General features: G+C 72.2%; 16 protein-coding genes. 8 read left to right on the top strand and 8 right to left on the bottom strand.

Translation table 11 applies throughout. The features are described from left to right. Positions 1–75 precede the first annotated feature (75 nt). Both ACFZBP_RS20195 and ACFZBP_RS20190 read left to right on the top strand, forming a co-directional pair. Positions 76–1,560: an MFS transporter gene (locus ACFZBP_RS20195; protein WP_383448948.1), complete on the top strand. Its 1,485-nt coding sequence runs from the start codon at positions 76–78 to the stop codon at positions 1,558–1,560. 104 nt (positions 1,561–1,664) lie between these two features. Further along, positions 1,665–1,949, top strand: coding sequence for a DUF6332 family protein (locus ACFZBP_RS20190; RefSeq protein WP_383448946.1), 285 nt, complete (start codon positions 1,665–1,667; stop codon positions 1,947–1,949). Here the strand turns inward: ACFZBP_RS20190 and ACFZBP_RS20185 are convergent. The 3 genes from ACFZBP_RS20185 to ACFZBP_RS20175 form a co-directional block, all read right to left on the bottom strand. Continuing rightward, complete coding sequence (locus ACFZBP_RS20185; RefSeq protein WP_383448944.1) at positions 1,910–2,575, bottom strand: response regulator; 666 nt, start codon at positions 2,573–2,575, stop codon at positions 1,910–1,912. The two genes, ACFZBP_RS20190 and ACFZBP_RS20185, sit on opposite strands and share 40 nt — an antisense overlap. Then, positions 2,572–3,816, bottom strand: coding sequence for a histidine kinase (locus ACFZBP_RS20180; RefSeq protein WP_391414781.1), 1,245 nt, complete (start codon positions 3,814–3,816; stop codon positions 2,572–2,574). Before ACFZBP_RS20180 ends, ACFZBP_RS20185 begins: the two co-directional genes overlap by 4 nt. A 396-nt stretch (positions 3,817–4,212) precedes the next feature. Further along, positions 4,213–4,917, bottom strand: a complete 705-nt coding sequence (locus ACFZBP_RS20175; RefSeq protein ID WP_391414779.1) for a WHG domain-containing protein — start codon at positions 4,915–4,917, stop codon at positions 4,213–4,215. Positions 4,918–5,043: 126 nt separating this feature from the next. Between ACFZBP_RS20175 and ACFZBP_RS20170 the strand changes: the two genes are divergently transcribed. Further along, on the top strand, positions 5,044–5,493 hold the full coding sequence (locus ACFZBP_RS20170; RefSeq protein WP_391414777.1) for a nitroreductase family deazaflavin-dependent oxidoreductase: 450 nt from the start codon (positions 5,044–5,046) through the stop codon (positions 5,491–5,493). Here the strand turns inward: ACFZBP_RS20170 and ACFZBP_RS20165 are convergent. After that, the gene (locus ACFZBP_RS20165) at positions 5,483–6,721 is read right to left on the bottom strand and encodes a geranylgeranyl reductase family protein (RefSeq protein ID WP_383448933.1); all 1,239 of its coding nucleotides are present in this window, start codon (positions 6,719–6,721) and stop codon (positions 5,483–5,485) included. The genes ACFZBP_RS20170 and ACFZBP_RS20165 overlap by 11 nt on opposite strands. A gap of 133 nt (positions 6,722–6,854) precedes the next feature. Here ACFZBP_RS20165 and ACFZBP_RS20160 point away from each other — a divergent pair, with 133 nt between their 5' ends. From ACFZBP_RS20160 to ACFZBP_RS20150, 3 genes are all read left to right on the top strand, one after another. Beyond that, positions 6,855–8,210, top strand: coding sequence for a M20/M25/M40 family metallo-hydrolase (locus ACFZBP_RS20160; RefSeq protein WP_391414774.1), 1,356 nt, complete (start codon positions 6,855–6,857; stop codon positions 8,208–8,210). A 25-nt stretch (positions 8,211–8,235) separates the two neighbouring features. Further along, a complete protein-coding gene (locus ACFZBP_RS20155; protein ID WP_391414772.1) occupies positions 8,236–8,907 on the top strand; it encodes a hypothetical protein in 672 nt (223 codons plus the stop codon). Between the two features lie 141 nt (positions 8,908–9,048). Next, on the top strand, positions 9,049–9,306 hold the full coding sequence (locus ACFZBP_RS20150) for a hypothetical protein (RefSeq protein ID WP_391414770.1): 258 nt from the start codon (positions 9,049–9,051) through the stop codon (positions 9,304–9,306). Here ACFZBP_RS20150 and ACFZBP_RS20145 read toward each other — a convergent pair. The 3 genes from ACFZBP_RS20145 to ACFZBP_RS20135 form a co-directional block, all read right to left on the bottom strand. Further along, complete coding sequence (locus tag ACFZBP_RS20145; RefSeq protein ID WP_391414768.1) at positions 9,276–10,316, bottom strand: NUDIX domain-containing protein; 1,041 nt, start codon at positions 10,314–10,316, stop codon at positions 9,276–9,278. The two genes, ACFZBP_RS20150 and ACFZBP_RS20145, sit on opposite strands and share 31 nt — an antisense overlap. 142 nt (positions 10,317–10,458) lie before the next feature. Next, positions 10,459–10,725 (bottom strand): hypothetical protein, encoded by a 267-nt coding sequence (locus ACFZBP_RS20140; protein WP_383448925.1) that lies wholly within the window; start codon positions 10,723–10,725, stop codon positions 10,459–10,461. Between the two features lie 31 nt (positions 10,726–10,756). Beyond that, positions 10,757–11,764 (bottom strand): TIGR01777 family oxidoreductase, encoded by a 1,008-nt coding sequence (locus tag ACFZBP_RS20135; protein ID WP_391414765.1) that lies wholly within the window; start codon positions 11,762–11,764, stop codon positions 10,757–10,759. A gap of 181 nt (positions 11,765–11,945) precedes the next feature. Here ACFZBP_RS20135 and ACFZBP_RS20130 point away from each other — a divergent pair, with 181 nt between their 5' ends. Together ACFZBP_RS20130 and ACFZBP_RS20125 are read left to right on the top strand one after the other, a co-directional pair. Next, positions 11,946–13,997: an NPCBM/NEW2 domain-containing protein gene (locus ACFZBP_RS20130; RefSeq protein WP_391414763.1), complete on the top strand. Its 2,052-nt coding sequence runs from the start codon at positions 11,946–11,948 to the stop codon at positions 13,995–13,997. A gap of 79 nt (positions 13,998–14,076) precedes the next feature. Next, positions 14,077–14,685, top strand: coding sequence for a hypothetical protein (locus ACFZBP_RS20125; protein WP_391414761.1), 609 nt, complete (start codon positions 14,077–14,079; stop codon positions 14,683–14,685). A 99-nt stretch (positions 14,686–14,784) separates the two neighbouring features. Here the strand turns inward: ACFZBP_RS20125 and ACFZBP_RS20120 are convergent, their stop codons facing one another. After that, positions 14,785–15,738 carry an ROK family protein gene (locus tag ACFZBP_RS20120; RefSeq protein ID WP_391414759.1) on the bottom strand — a complete coding sequence of 318 codons (954 nt, stop codon included), beginning with the start codon at positions 15,736–15,738 and terminating at the stop codon, positions 14,785–14,787. Between the last annotated feature and the right edge of the window lie 48 nt (positions 15,739–15,786).

Here is a 15,786-nt window from a genome sequence, read left to right as displayed (position 1 = left end):
TAGCAGAGTTCCGCAATTATTGCACCGACATTAAATGCACTTGCATTCAATGCGTGCGCATGTACTGTCTCCGTCATGACCTCTCCGCTCACCACCCCCGCGTCCGACGGACGCTGGACCCCCCGGCTGTGGGGCACCCTCCTGGTGCTGTGCGCCGCGATGTTCCTGGACGCGCTCGACGTGTCGATGGTCGGCGTCGCCCTGCCGTCCATCGGCGCCGACCTGGACCTGTCCACCTCGACCCTGCAATGGATCGTCAGCGGCTACATCCTGGGCTACGGCGGCCTGCTGCTCCTCGGCGGACGCACCGCCGACCTGCTGGGCCGACGCCAGGTCTTCCTCGTCGCTCTCGCCGTCTTCGCGCTCGCCTCGCTGCTCGGCGGGCTCGTCGACTCGGGCCCGCTGCTGATCGCCAGCCGGTTCGTCAAGGGCCTCGCCGCCGCGTTCACCGCGCCCGCCGGCCTGTCCATCATCACCACGACGTTCGCCGAGGGCCCGATCCGCAATCGCGCGCTGGCGATCTACACCACCTGCGGCGCCACCGGCTACTCGATGGGGCTCGTCTTCTCCGGCCTGCTCACCGAGGCCAGTTGGCGCCTGACCATGCTGCTCCCGGCGCCCGTCGCGCTGATCGCCCTGGTCGCCGGCCTGAAACTGCTCCCGCGCACCGAGCGCGAACGGACCAGCGGCGGCTACGACATCCCCGGCGCCATCCTCGGCACCGCCTCGATGCTGCTGCTCGTGTTCACCGTCGTCGAGGCACCCGAGGCGGGCTGGGGCTCGGCCCGCACGATCCTGTCGTTCGTCGCCGTCGTCGTCCTGCTCACGGCCTTCGTCCGCGTCGAGCGACGCAGCCCGAGCCCGCTGATCCGGCTGGGCGTGCTGCGCTCCGGAGCCCAGGTGCGGGCACAGCTGGGCGCGTTGACGTTCATCGGCAGCTACATCGGCTTCCAGTTCCTGGTCACGCTGTACATGCAGCAGCTGCTCGGCTGGTCGGCGCTGCACACGGCGCTGGCCTTCCTGCCGGCGGGTGCGCTCGTGGCGCTGTCTGCGACGAAGGTCGGTGCGGTCATCGACCGGTTCGGCACGGCACGGCTGATCGCGATCGGGTTCGCCGCGCTGGTCGCCGGCTACCTCCTGTTCCTGCGGATCGACCTCGACCCGGTCTACGCCACGGTCATCCTGCCCACCATGCTGCTGGTGGGCGCGGGCTTCGCGCTGACCTTCCCCTCGCTCAACGTCCAGGCCACCAACGGCGTCGACGAACACGAGCAGGGCATGGTCTCGGGCCTGCTCAACACCTCGGTCCAGGTGGGCGGCGCGCTGTTCCTGGCCGTCGTGACCGCGGTCCTGACCGCGAACAGCCCCGAGGAACCCGCGTCCCCGCAAGCGGTCCTCGACAGCTACCTGCCCGCCCTGGTCGTGACCACGGTCATCGCGGTCGCGGGCCTCCTCATCGCCCTCACCGGACTGCGGACGCGCCGCGAGCAGCGGACCGTCGTGGTCGCCAAGTCCACCGCGAAGGAGACGGAAGTGGAGCGGGTGGCGCTCCGCGACTAGGGGTGCTGTGCGGGACTTTCACCACACCCCCTGGGGGACCGTCTCCCGGGTGCGTCCGGCGGAGCCGCTTGCTCCGTCGGGCGCACCCCTGTTTGACTCGGGGTATGGACAACCACGGGGGACGGCGCCGGCAGGCGGAGCGGGACGCGATCACGGTCGAGATCGGGTACGCGCTGTTCAGTGCGGTGTTCGCGGCGGCGGTGCTGTTCGCGGCGATCGTCGGGCCGGCGTACGTCTTCGACGTGTCGGACGGGGTGCGCGGCGCCCTGGTCGGGGTGGGCGCCACGGTCGCGGTCGTGCTGTTCTTCGCCCGGGTCGTCAGCGTGCTGACGCGGTTCCGGCAGACGTCTCAGCCCAGCCAGCCCGGCCGTACCAACCCCGACTCGTAGGCGAGCACCACGAGTTGGGCCCGGTCGCGGGCTCCGAGCTTCACCATGGTGCGGCTGACGTGGGTCTTCGCGGTGAGCGGGCTGACCACCAGGCGCCGGGCGATCTCCTCGTTGGACAGGCCGATGCCGACCAGCGCCATCACCTCCCGTTCCCGCTCGGTGAGTTCGGCGAGGGCGTCCGCGGCGGCCGGCTCCTTGGAGCGGGCGGCGAACTCGGCGATGAGACGCCGGGTCACGCCCGGCGACAGCAGCGCGTCGCCCTCGACCACCGCCCGTACGGCACGCAGCAGTTCCTCGGGCTCGGTGTCCTTGACCAGGAACCCGGAGGCGCCCGAGCGGATGGCCTCGAAGACGTACTCGTCGAGTTCGAAAGTGGTCAGCATGACCACCCTGACGTCCTTCAGTGCCGTGTCCTCGGTGATCCGGCGGGTCGCGGCGAGGCCGTCCAGGAGCGGCATGCGGATGTCCATCAGGACGACGTCGGGCCGCAGTTCGCGCACCTTGCGCAGCGCCTCCTCGCCGTCGGAGGCCTCCGCGGCCACCTCGATGTCGGGCTGGGCGTCGAGCAGCGCCCGGAAGCCGGCCCGCACCAGTGACTGGTCGTCGGCGAGCAGTACGCGGATCACCGGTCCTCCTTGACCTCGTGAGCCGTCTTCAACGGCAGTACGGCGAGCACCCGGAAGCCTCCGTCGGCACGCGGGCCCGCCTCGATGGTGCCACCGAGCGCCGCCGCCCGCTCCCGCATTCCGGCGAGTCCGTTGCCACTGCCGCCCGCGTCGGCGCCGGTCGCGGGACCGTCGTCGTCGATACACAGCCGCAGGGTCGTCCGGTCGTCGTGGTCGAGGCGCACACGCGCGTGGCGCGACCCCGAGTGGCGTACGACGTTGGTGAGGGCCTCCTGGACGATCCGGAAGGCGGCGAGGTCGGTGCCGGGCGCCAGACGGGGCGGCTCGCCCTCGACCTCGACGGTGAGGCCCGCGCTCGCGGCCTGCTCGACCAGTTCGGGCAGCCGGTCCAGGCCTGGCGCCGGGGTGCGCGGGGCGTCGCCGGGGGTGCGCAGGGTGTCGAGGACCTGGCGGACCTCGCCGAGCGCCTCCTTGCTCTTGGCCTTGATGGTGGTGAGCGCGGTGCGGGCCTGTTCGGGGTCGGTGTCGAGGAGGGCGAGGCCCACGCCCGCCTGCACGTTGATCACGCTGATGCTGTGCGCGAGGACGTCGTGCAGCTCACGGGCGATCCGCAGCCGCTCCTCGTCGGCCCTGCGCCGCGCCGCCTGCGCCCGCTCGGCCCGCTCCTTCGCCCACTGCTCGCGCCGGGTCCTGGCCAGCTCCGACACCGCCACGATCGCCGCCACCCACGCGGCGATCACGCCCTCCTGCCCCCAGGGCGCGGCCGAGTCACCGGACGGCGGCAGCCACTGGTACAGCCAGTGCGCCACCAGGGCATGCCCCACCCAGAACACCCCGACCGCCGCCCAGGCGGCCTTGCGGTGCCCCAGGACGATGGCGTTGAAGCAGGCCAGCGCGACGGCCACGAAGACCGGCCCGTACGGGTAACCGGCGCCCAGGTAGACCGTGGCCGCCGTCGCCGTCCCGAACGCGACGGCCACCGGGTACCGCTTGCGCCACAGCAGCAGCGCCGGCGCCACGAACAGCAGCGCGCGTGCGAAGGGGTCCAGCCGCGCCCGGTCGTCGAGCTGGGCCTGGGCCGCGAAGTTCGAACCGGCCATCACGAAGAAGGTGACCAGCAGGGTGGAGCGCCACGGCCAGCGAGGCGCGCGCTCCTCGTCGGCCCACCGGTTCCACCCCGGCGGCCCGTGCCGCCACCACGTCCGCGGACCGCCGCCCCGGCGTGCCTGCTGCTCGTCCATGTCCGCCACGCTAGACGCGATGACGTCCGGGCGGCGTCACCCGTGCGTGGTGATCACACGTACTCCCCGCGAAGTACGCCCGCCGTCTCGGCCGCCTGAATCCGCGGCCCGCGCAGCCGCCGCGGCGCCGGCCCGGCATCGGCCGGCGGACACCCCGGACGCCGATTGGACCCGCGCCGCGCCCCACGCATCCGGATCCTGCGCCAGGCCCCGGAACTGCTGCCGTCCCCGCTGCCGCTCCCCTGACGCCTCGCGCCGGTCCAGGGGGTGTTGCGAAAGTCCCGTCGTCCGCCCGGAGGGCGGGCCGGGCGGCGTCCGGTGCGGCGATGGGGGTGGCCCCTCTGGGGGAGCGTGCCGGGGGCTGGCCGGCAGGCGGGACTTTCGCAACGCCGCCTACTAACCCTGCCCGTCCGTCAGGCCGACCCCGTGCGCGAGCCGGCCCACCGCGTGCCGGAAGAACGCCTCCCGGTCCTCCACGACCCGGTTGAACTGCCCGAACAGCTCGAACCCGACGAGGCCGAAGAGCTCGGCCCAGGAGGCGACGAGGGCGGCGACATTGGCGGGCGGGAGGTCGGGAGCCAGGTCGGCGGTCATGCGCTCGGCCTCGGGGCGCAGGTCGGCGGGCAGGGGTGCCGGTTCGGTGAGGGCGGAGGTCCCGTGGGCCTCGCGCAGGATGCCGATGAAGACGAGCCCGACGCGGGAGGCGGGCGGGACCGTGGTGTCGGGCGCGGTGTACCCGGGCACGGGCGAGCCGTAGATCAGCGCGTACTCGTGCGGATGGCGCAGCGCCCAGTCGCGGACGGCCTGCGCCACTTCCGTCCAGCGCTGGACGGGCCCGGCGTCGACGGCCTTGGCGTGCGCGGCCTCGGCGCTCTCGCCGAGGGAGTCGTAGGCGTCGATGATGAGGGCGGTCAGCAGGTCGTCGCGACTGGGGAAGTAACGGTAGAGCGCGGAGGAGACCATGCCGAGTTCGCGGGCCACGGCACGCAGGGAGAGCTTGGCGGCGCCCTCGGCCGCGAGCTGTCTGCGGGCCTCGTCCTTGATGGCCGCGGTGACTTCCATCCGGGCACGGGCGCGTACGCCCTTTGCGGTGCTGCTCATGCGATCAGTCTTCCAGAAGAACAGAGCGGTGCACACATTCGAGAGCGGTGCTCTTGCTTTGGATCAGCGTTCTCGTGCACACTGCTCTCAAGCGAGAGCAGTGCTCTCTCAACACAAGGGGTCGCCATGTCATCGCCGTACTACCTCAAGGGCAGCCCGCTCAACGTCCGCTTCAACAGCGTGATCGGCTGGCTGGCCCGGCACGGGCTCAGCATCGCGGGCACCGCGGAGATGTCCGTGCGCGGACGCAGGAGCGGCAGGATGCAGCGCATCCCGGTCAACCCGCACAGCCACGACGGCGCGCGGTACCTCGTCTCGGCCCGCGGCCACTCCCAGTGGGTGCGCAACATGCGTGCAGCCGGCGGTGGCGAACTGCGCGTGGGGCGCAGGGTCCGTGCGTTCTCCGCGGTGGAGCTGCCCGACGAGGAGAAGCTCCCGATCCTGCGGACCTATCTGGAGAAGTGGGGTTGGGAGGTCGACCAGTACTTCAACGGGGTCACCGCGAAGTCCTCCGACGAGGAGATCGTCGCGGCGGCCCAGGACCACCCGGTCTTCCGGATCACCGTCAGGAAGTGACGTCGTCGGCCACGGGCTCCGCACGGCGGTCCATCGCGGTGAGCGCGCGGTGGGCCATCGGGTGGGTGCGGACGATCTCGGCCAGTGACGTCGAGCCGCGGGTGATGTCCATGAACGCCTTCCAGGCCGGACGGAAACCGGTCAGCGTGGCGTGGAAGAGGCCGGGACGGCGCTCGAACACGGTCAGCAGCCGCTTGCCGACGCTCATCTCGACGCCGAGTCCCGCCTTGATCGCGAAGGCGTAGTTCAGGGCCTGGCGCCGGGTGTCCACCGCGTCGTGCGCCTCGGCGATCCTGACCGCCCACTCCCCCGCGAGCCGCCCCGACCGCAGCGCGAACGAGATGCCCTCGCGCGTCCACGGCTCCAGGAGCCCCGCCGCGTCCCCGCACACCAGCACGCGCCCGCGGGACAGCGGCGAGTCGTCGGCACGGCAGCGGGTCAAGTGCCCTGAGGAGATGCTCGGTTCGAACCCGGCAAGGCCGAGCCGCCCGATGAACTCCTCCAAGTACCGCTTCGTGGCGGCACCTTCACCGCGCGCCGAGATCACGCCAACCGTCAGCGTGTCGCCCTTGGGGAACACCCAACCGTAACTGCCGGGAATCGGCCCCCAGTCGATGAGCACCCGCCCCTGCCAGTCCTCGGCGACCGTCTCCGGCACCGGGATCTCCGCCTCCAGGCCGAGGTCCACCTGGTCGAGCTTGACCCCGACATGCGCCCCTATCCGGCTGGCGCTGCCGTCCGCGCCGACCACGGCCCGCGCGAGCAGCGTCTCGCCGCCCTGGAGGACCACGGCGACACTGCGCCGGTCCGGCACCGCCGAGCCGTGCTGCTCGACGCGCTGCACGGTGACGCCCGTACGCAGCTCGGCGCCGGCCTTCTGCGCGTGCTCGACGAGCTGCTGGTCGAACTCGGGCCGGTTGATCAGCCCGAACAGCATCTGCTTGGAGCGCCGGGTCCGGGTGAAGCGGCCGTTGTTGGAGAAGGTGACCGCGTGCACGCGGTCGCGGAAGGGCAGTTCGAAGCCGGGCGGGAGCGAGTCGCGCGAGGGGCCGATGATGCCGCCGCCGCATGTCTTGTAGCGCGGCAGCTCCGCTTTCTCCAGCAACAGCACGCGCCGCCCGGCGACGGCCGCCGCGTACGCCGCCGAGGCCCCCGCGGGTCCCGCGCCCACCACGACGACGTCCCACACCCGCTGCACGTCGTCCGCCGAAGAGTTCTCGCTGCTCACGATGGTCTACTGCTCCCGATCAAGCCGCCTACGCCTGCTGTCCCCCGCATCCTACGGCGGGCATCGTCGCAGGCCGCTGTGGGAGGATCACAGCACTCACCCGTACAACGTCGCACCCACGAGGAGCGTGCCCATGTCGTCGAATCCGGTCGCCGAGACCGTCGCCTCGCTGATGCCCAGGGCGAAGGCGGAGCTCACCGAACTGGTGGCGTTCAAGTCGGTGGCCGACTTCGACCAGTTCCCGAGGAGCGAGAGCGAGGGCGCCGCCCGCTGGGTCGCCGACGCGCTCGGCGCCGAGGGCTTCCAGGACGTGGCCCTGCTCGACACCCCGGACGGCACGCAGTCGGTGTACGGCTATCTGCCGGGGCCCGAGGGCGCGAAGACGGTCCTGCTGTACGCCCACTACGACGTGCAGCCCCCGCTGGACGAGGCCGCCTGGAGCACCCCGCCCTTCGAGCTGACCGAGCGCGACGGCCGCTGGTACGGGCGCGGCTCCGCCGACTGCAAGGGCGGCGTGATCATGCACCTGCTCGCCCTGCGCGCTTTGAAGGCCAACGGCGGCATACCGGTCCACGTCAAGGTGATCGCCGAGGGCTCGGAGGAGATGGGCACCGGCGGTCTGGAGCGGTACGCCGAGCGGCACCCGGACCTGCTGGAGGCCGACGCCATCGTGATCGGCGACGCGGGCAACTTCCGTGTCGGCCTGCCCACGGTCACCTCCACTCTGCGCGGCATGACCCTGGTCCGCGTGCAGATCGACACCCTCGAAGGCAACCTGCACTCCGGCCAGTTCGGCGGGGCCGCGCCGGACGCGCTCGGCGCGCTGATCCGCGTCCTGGACTCGCTGCGCGCCGAGGACGGTTCCACGACGGTGGACGGGCTGACCGGTGAGGCGTCGTGGGAGGGGCTCCAGTACGCGGACGAACAGTTCCGCCAGGACGCCAAGGTCGTCGACGGCGTCGAGCTGATCGGCTCCGGCACGGTCGCGGATCGCATCTGGGCGCGCCCCGCCGTCACGGTCCTCGGCATCGACTGCCCGCCGGTCGTCGGCGCCACCCCGTCCGTGCAGGCGAGCGCGCGTGCGCTGATCAGCCTGCGGGTGCCGCCGGGCGTGGACGCGGCCGAGGCGACCAAGCTGCTCCAGGCGCACGTCGAGGCGCACACGCCGTGGGGCGCCCGGGTGCGCACCGAGCAGATCGGCCAGGGCCAGGCGTTCCGCGCCGACACCGGCAGCCCGGCGTACCAGGCCATGGCGGACGCGATGGCGGTCGCCTACCCGGGCCAGGAGATGCAGTACGCCGGTCAGGGCGGCTCGATCCCGCTGTGCAACACCCTCGCCGCGCTCTACCCGCGCGCGGAGATCCTCCTCATCGGGCTGAGCGAGCCGGAGGCCCAGATCCACGCCGTGAACGAGAGCGTGTCGCCGCAGGAGCTGGAGCGGCTGTCGGTCGCCGAGGCGCTGTTCCTGCGCAATTACGCGGCGAGCTGAGGCTGTCGGCGCTCAGGATGGGTCCGTGAACCGAACCGAGCGCCTCCGCGCCCACACCGACATCGCCACGTCCCTGGCGCTTCTCTCCGACCACGAGCTCGCCGACCTCGTGGCGGAGGGGACGCCGGTGGGTGCCGGCATCGGCGGGCCGACGAAGGTGATCGAGGTCGACGGCGCCCGGGTCTTCGTGAAGCTGGTCCGGCTCACGGACGCCGAACTGCTCCCGGAGAACGTCAGGTCCACCGCGAACGTCTTCGACGTGCCCGTCTTCTGCCACTACGGCGTCGGCAGTGTCGGAGGCCCGGGCGTCGGCGCCTGGCGTGAGCTGGCGGTGCACACGATGACGACGAACTGGGTCGTCTCCGAGCGGTCCGCGGGGTTTCCGCTGATGCACCACTGGCGGGTCCTGCCGCAACGGCCGCAGCCCCTTCCGGACGACCGGGCGGACGTGGAGCGGGCCGTCGCCTTCTTCGGCGGCGGCCCGCGGGTGCGCGAGCGCATCGAGGCCCTGCGCACGGCCACGTCGAGCCTGGCGCTGTTCCTGGAGTACCTCCCGCACACCCTGCACGACTGGCTCGGCGACCAGCTCACGGCGGGCGACGCAAAGGCCGCCTGCGCCCTGGTGGAGCAGGGCCTCGAAGACCTCACCGCCTTCCTGGGCGCGCAGGGCCTCCTGCACTTCGACGCCCATTTTTAGAACCTTCTCACCGACGGCCGGCAGCTCTACCTCGCCGACTACGGCCTCGCGCTCTCCACACGCTTCCGGCTGTCCGGGCGGGAGCGGGACTTCCTCGCCGGTCACCGCCACTACGACCGCGCCTACACCAGCTGGTTCCTGGTGATCTGGCTGGTCACCGAGTTGTACGGGTACCGCGGGCAGGAGCGGAGCGCCTTCGTCCGGTCCTGCGCCGACGGCGCGCTGCCCGGCGGCGGGATCCCGGAGGCCGCCGCCGCGCTGATCGCCCGCCATGCCCGAAGCGCTGCCGTGATGGACGACTTCGTGCGTCGCTGGGATCAGGAGAGCAGGCTGACCCCGTACCCGGACGCGGAGACGTTCGGCGTGGTTCAGGACGTCGGAATCCCGGCCTCCAGATAGAGCGCCGCCCCGCGCTCGCGCGCCCGAAGCGCCCAGCGCAGCCGCTCGTAGCGCACCGGCGGGAGCAGATCGGCCGCCTCCTCCTCGGTGACGAACCGCCAGTCGCGCAGTTCGGGTCCCGGCAGCAGAAGGCGTTCGGCCACCGTGGAGTCCAGGCGCCCGCCGTCGAAGAGGAGGCGCAGGCCGCCGTAACCCGGTGGCGAGGGCCGCTCCCAGTCGACCACGAGGAGCCGCGGTACGTCGTCGAGCCGTATCCCCGTCTCCTCCGCGACCTCCCGGATGCCCGCCCGCGCGGGCGCCTCGCCCCGTTCGACGACCCCGCCGGGGAACTCCCAGCCCGCCTTGTAGGTGGGGTCGACGAGCAGGACCCGGTCCTCCTCGTCGAAGAGCAGGACGCCCGAGGCGACGGTCTCGGCGGTGGGCTCGGGTGTCTGGACGATGTCGCAGACCGGGACCGTACCGCTGCCGACCGCCTCGGCGATGCGGACGGCGGTCTCGTACGGGGTCAGCCGGCCGTTGTCGACGGGATAGGCGTCGGCCGTGAGCCAGGAGGCGAGCGCGGTGCGGTACGGCTCTATGTGGTCGTACGACCACTGCCGGGCCCGTATCTCGCCGTCGGAGAGCTCGGGCGGGATCTCCCGGCCGGCTATTCGCTCGCGCAGGATCGTTTCCGCCGGGGCGAGGAGAACATGTCTGACGGTGATGCGGCGAGCGGCGAGGCCGCCGAAGATCTCGTCCCGGTACTCCTGGCGCAGCAACGTCATCGGGACCACGAGGGTCCCGCCGAGCTCGGCGAGCAGCGCTGCCGCCGTGTCGATCACGAGACGCCGCCAGATCGGCAGGTCCTGGAAGTCGCCGACCTCGGTGAGGTGTTTGGGCGGTAGCAGGTGGGTGAGTGCTCCGCCGATGACCTCGGGGTCGAAGAGCGTGCTGTTCGGGATCAGCTCGATCAGTTCGCGTGCGGTGGTGGTCTTCCCCGCACCGAACGCGCCGTTGATCCAGACGATCACGTTTCCCCCTCTTCTGTTGGCCCCCTGTGGCTTGCCCGCTCCACCCTGCCACGGAAACCAGCTCCCGTAGAGAGCGCATGACAGCGGCGCCGGGCCCCCTCGGATGCGGGGGTACGGCGCCGCGGTCGAGTCGGGGGGCTCGTCAGCCCTTCTTTGCCTTCTTCCCGTGCGGGGCGTCGTTCACAGCCCGCTCCGTCTCACGGTTGATGGCCCGGCCTACGGTGTCCAGGGCCTTGTCGACGCTCACACCGCCGAGCTTGGTCTCGGCGCCGGCCGGCAGCCCGGCGTCAGGGGTTCCGGTGGCGGGGGAACCGGTGACCGGGAGCTCGATGGCGTGGGACGGGGTGACCGCCGCGACGACGAATCCGGTGGCCAGGGAGGCGATGGCGAGCATGCTGCGCTTCTTCATGACCGTTTCAACTGCGAAACGGAGGCGGGAGTCACGCTCCGCCCCGGGACGATCGGGACGGCGACGCGATTTCGGCCCCCGGCCCCTCCGCTCGCAGCCGGCGCCGTCGCACGCGCCGTACGAGGTCGTCCGCCGCCTGCGGCCACCGGGCGTACTCGAAGACGAACCCCGCGTCGAGCAGCCGCCCGGGCACGACACGGCGGCTCTTCAGCAGGAGCTCGGTGTCCGAGCGCAGCGCGAACGCGCCGATCTCGGCCATCCACTTCGTCGCGGGCAGGCCGACGGGGACGCCCCACGCGGAGCGCAGTGCCCGCATGAACACGCGGTGCGGCAGGGGTTCGGGAGCGGCGAGGTTCACCGGACCGGCGAGATCCGGCCGATCCACCAGGAACTCGACCGCGCGGACGAAGTCCCGGTCGTGGATCCAGGAGACGTACTGTCCGCCGCCCGCGACGGGACCGCCGAGGCCCAGCCGCGCCAGTCGCAGCAGGACGTCGAACACGCCGCCGCGGTCGGGGCTCATCACCATGGCGGAGCGCAGGGCGACCTTCCGGGTGTGCGGTGTGTCGGCCTCCTCCTGCGCCCGCTCCCATGCCTTGGCGATCTCGACGCTGTACGCCCAGTAGTCCGGTACGTCGGGTTCGCCGCCGCCGATGACGCCCGTCGCCTCGTCGTGAGGGGCGTCGAACCGGTGGGCGTAGACGGTGGCCGTGCTCATCTGGAGCCAGACCCGCGGCGGCCGGGCGGCGCCACTGATCGCCTCTCCCACGACCCGGGTGGAGTGCACGCGCGAATCCATCATGGCCCGCAGATTGGGCGCGGTGTAGCGGCAGCTGACGCTGCGCCCGGCCAGGTTGATCACGATGTCGCTGCCGTCGATCGCCTCGGCCCAGGGACCCAGCGTCTCCCCGTCCCAGTGGAGTTCGCCCTTGCGTGAGGGCCGTCTGGTCAGGACGACGACCTCGTGGCCCGCGCCGCTCAGCGCACGGTTCAGGACCGCGCCCACCTGCCCGGTTCCCCCGGGGATCACTATCTTCATCGGCTTCCCCTCGCGTGTGGGGACGAGCCTAGCGCACACTCTTGAACGTGTTCAAAACCACGTCACGGAAACTCGCCTGCCATCCGACGACTTCCAACAGACTCCGACAGGTTCTACCGTGAGCCCACCATGACGCGTACATGTCGTCATCCCGATCTCGCAGGTACGGAGGAACGTAACGATGCGTCACCTTCACACCCGCACAACCCGTCGCAGAGCGGTCGGAGCGCTCGCCGGGGGGCTGCTGTGCGCGGCGGGACTCGCCGCCCCCGCCGCCCCCGCCGTCGCGGCCCCAGCCCCCGCGGCCCCCGCCGCGCCCACAGCTCCCGCCCCACCCGCCGTGGACGACGGCCTAGCCCTCACCCCGCCCATGGGCTTCAACAACTGGAACTCCACCCACTGCCGTGCCGAGTTCAACGAGTCCATGGTCAAGGGGATCGCGGACCTCTTCGTCGAGAAGGGCCTCAAGGACGCCGGATACCAGTACGTCAACCTCGACGACTGCTGGGCCCTGCCTTCCAGGGACGCGAACGGCAAGCTCGTACCCGACCCGGTCCGCTTCCCCCACGGGATCAAGGCGGTCGCCGACTACGTCCACGCCAAGGGCCTGAAGCTCGGCATCTACACCAGCGCGGGCACGAAGACCTGCAACACGGCGGGCTTTCCGGGCGCCCTCGGCCATGAGTACAGCGACGCCCGGCAGTTCGCGGACTGGGGCGTGGACTACCTGAAGTACGACAACTGCAACAACCAGGGTGTGGACGCCAAGCTGCGCTACACGACCATGCGCGACGCCCTGAAGGCCACCGGCCGGCCCATCGTCTACAGCATCTGCGAGTGGGGCGAGAACAAGCCGTGGGAGTGGGCGGCCGACGTCGGTCATCTCTGGCGTACGACCGGTGACATCAGCGACAACTGGGGCTCGATGCTGTCGATCCTCAAGCGGAACCTGCCGCTCGCGCCGTACGCGGGACCCGGCCGCTGGAACGACCCCGACATGCTGGAGGTCGGCAACGGCGGCATGACGGACACCGAGTACCGCTCACACTTCTCGATGTGGGCGATCATGGCCGCTCCGCTGCTCATCGGCTCCGATCTGCGGTCGGCCTCCGAGGAGACCTTCGAGATCCTCGGCAACCGCGAGGTCATCGCGGTCGACCAGGACCCGCTGGGCAGGCAGGGCGCGGTGATCTCGTCCGAGGGCGGGCGCTGGGTCGTCGCCAAGGAGATGCGGGACGGCAGCCGCGCGGTCGCCCTCTTCAACGAGTCCAGTACCGCCCGGCGCATCGCCACCACCGCCGACGCGGTCGGCCTGCCCGACGCCGACGCGTACACGCTGCGCGACCTGTGGCAGCACCGCAGCTACAACACGGCCGGCGCGATCTCCGCGACCGTCCCCGCACACGGCACGGTTCTCCTGCGCGTCTCCGCCGACCCCGGGTGGGCCCACCACCCGCCGGCCGTCGAACTCGGCCTGGACGGCGACTCGCTGGTCGAGGCGGGCGGGACGGCCGTGTGGACGTCGACGGTCACCGACCTCGGGCGTACGGCCGCCCGACGGGTGTCCGCCGCCCTGACCGGGCCGGACGGGTGGACCGTGCAGGCGACTTCCCCGACCACCTCGCCCACGCTGCCGCCGGGCCGTTCCCTGCGCACCACATGGAAGGTCACCGCCCCGGAGGGGACGCCGACGGGGGCGTACGGCCTCACCCTCAGGACCAGCTACCGCTCACTGTCCGGCGTCCGCGTCGACAACGCGCTCCCCTTGACCGCGACCGTGGTGACGCCACCGCCCTCGGGGACGTCCGGGCTCGGTGACCTCGCGTGGCTGTCGGCCGGCAACGGCTGGGGACCGGTGGAGCGCGACACCAGCAACGGCGAGAGCGACGCGGGCGACGGGAACCCGATCACGATCGGGGGTGTCGTGTACGGCACGGGGCTCGGCGTCCACGCCGAGAGTGCCGTCGAGTACTACGCCGGCGGCGCGTGCGAGACGGTGACCGCCGAGGTCGGCCTGGACGACGAGAAGGGCGCGAACGGCACCGTCGCCTTCGAGATCTGGGCGGACGGGACCAGGGCCGCCGCCACCGGCGTCCTCACCAACGCGATGCCGGCCCGGTCGCTCACGGCCGACGTGACCGGCGCCCGGGTGGTCCGGCTGGTCGTCACCGACGGCGGCGACGGCATCGACTCGGATCACGCGGACTGGGCGGCGGCGCGGATGAGTTGTTGACATTTGTCACTGCCCTCGCCCCGTCGACTCACCCGAACCTGGGGGGAGTTGAGGACGGAGCGAGGGAACAGGAGCAAGGGTGACGGCGACAGGGCGGGTGCTGGGTTCCGTGACGGCCGGGCCGACCAGGTTCGGTGTCGTACGCGTCTGGGTCAGGTCACTGGCGGCGGTGTTGCTGCGGCGTGGGCCGGTGCCCGGGCTGCGGCACTCGGCCGGAGTGCGGCAACTGGTGCTGCCGCTGGTGGCGATGGAGATCGTGGTGGCCTTCTTGCTGTCGTCGATGCTGCCGCCCGCGGCCCGGCCGGTGCACGCGGCGTTCGAGGCGCTGCTGGTGCTGACCGGGCTCGGGCTGGTGGCGGCGGTGCTGCGACATCCGCACGAGGTGGCGGCGGAGCGGGTGGTCCTGCGGACCGGGTTCCTCGGTGAGGTGACGTTGCCGCGCTCGGCGGTCCGCTCCGTGTCGTCGGTGGTGCGCACCGTTCCGGGCCGGGGCCCGCGGCCCGTGCCGGGCGAACCGGGCGCGGTGGCCTGCTCCGTGGGCAGCTCACTGAACGCGGTCCTGCGCCTGGACCCACCGGTCCGCCTCGACCTGGGCACGGCAGGGCTCGTGGACGCCGCGACGGTGTACGTGTCGGCGGACTCCCTGCCGGACCTGTCGGCCGCGCTCGCTACGACCTCGCCGCGCTAGGGGGTGTGCCACGCGGGTCCCCGCTCACGTCCCGCCGCGCCCTCCCGCCCCGACGAGTGAACGTTCCTGCCCCGCCGCGCCCTCGCAATGCGTCGGCGCTCACACCCCCGCCGCCGTCGCCCCGGCCTTGCCCGCGAGCGCGGCCGCCGCGGCCCCCACCAGCCCGGCGTCCGTTCCCATCTGGGCCGGCGTGATCGCCAGACGCTGGACGAAGGACAGGGTGGCGTAGTCGCTCAGCGCCTTGCGGAGCGGCGTGAAGAGGACGTCGCCCGCCTTGCCCACTCCCCCGCCGATCACGGCGATGTCGATCTCGACGAGGGTCGCGGTGGCCGCGATCCCGGCGGCCAGGGCCTGCGCGGCGCGCTCGAAGGAGGCCACGGCGACCGGGTCGCCCTCCCGGGCGGCGGCGGCCACAGCGGCGGCGGAGGTGTCGCCGTCGGGGCCGGGGCGCCAGCCGTTCTCGATCGCCCGGCGCGCGATGTTGGGGCCGCTCGCGATGCGTTCCACGCAGCCGCGCGAACCGCACGGACACAGGTCGCCGTCCAGGTCGACGCTGATGTGGCCGATGTGGCCGGCGTTGCCGGTGGGGCCGGGGTGCAGCCGGCCGTTGAGCACCAGGCCGCCGCCGACGCCCGTGGAGACGACCATGCAGAGCGCGTTGTCGTGCCCCCGGGCGGCCCCCTGCCAGTGCTCGGCCGCGGTGATGGCCACACCGTCGCCGATCAGCTCGACGGGGAGGCCACCGGCCGCCTCCTGGACCCGCCGGACCAGCGGGTACTCGCGCCAACCGGGCACGTTCACCGGGCTCACGGTGCCCGCGGAGGCGTCCACCGGTCCGGCGCTGCCGATCCCGAGGGCCGTGGCGCGGCCCCACAGGGGCGAGGCGGTCAGCTCGCCGACGACCTCCTCGACGGCCCGCATCACCGTCTCGCCGTCCTCCCGGGCCGGCGTCGCGCGCTGGGCCCGGGCCACGATCGTGCCGTGGCCGTCCACCAGCGCTCCGGCAATCTTGGTACCGCCGATGTCGAGCGCAGCCACGAGGTCGGTGTGCATCAGTGTCAGTTCTCCCCGTCAACCATTCGGATCTCCCCGTCAACCACG

Origin of the sequence: Streptomyces sp. NPDC008086, assembly GCF_042957325.1 — a bacterium.
Lineage (GTDB): Bacteria > Actinomycetota > Actinomycetes > Streptomycetales > Streptomycetaceae > Streptomyces.
The sequence above is the reverse complement of the archived record's forward strand: the minus strand, read 5'-3'. Positions and strand labels throughout refer to the sequence as shown.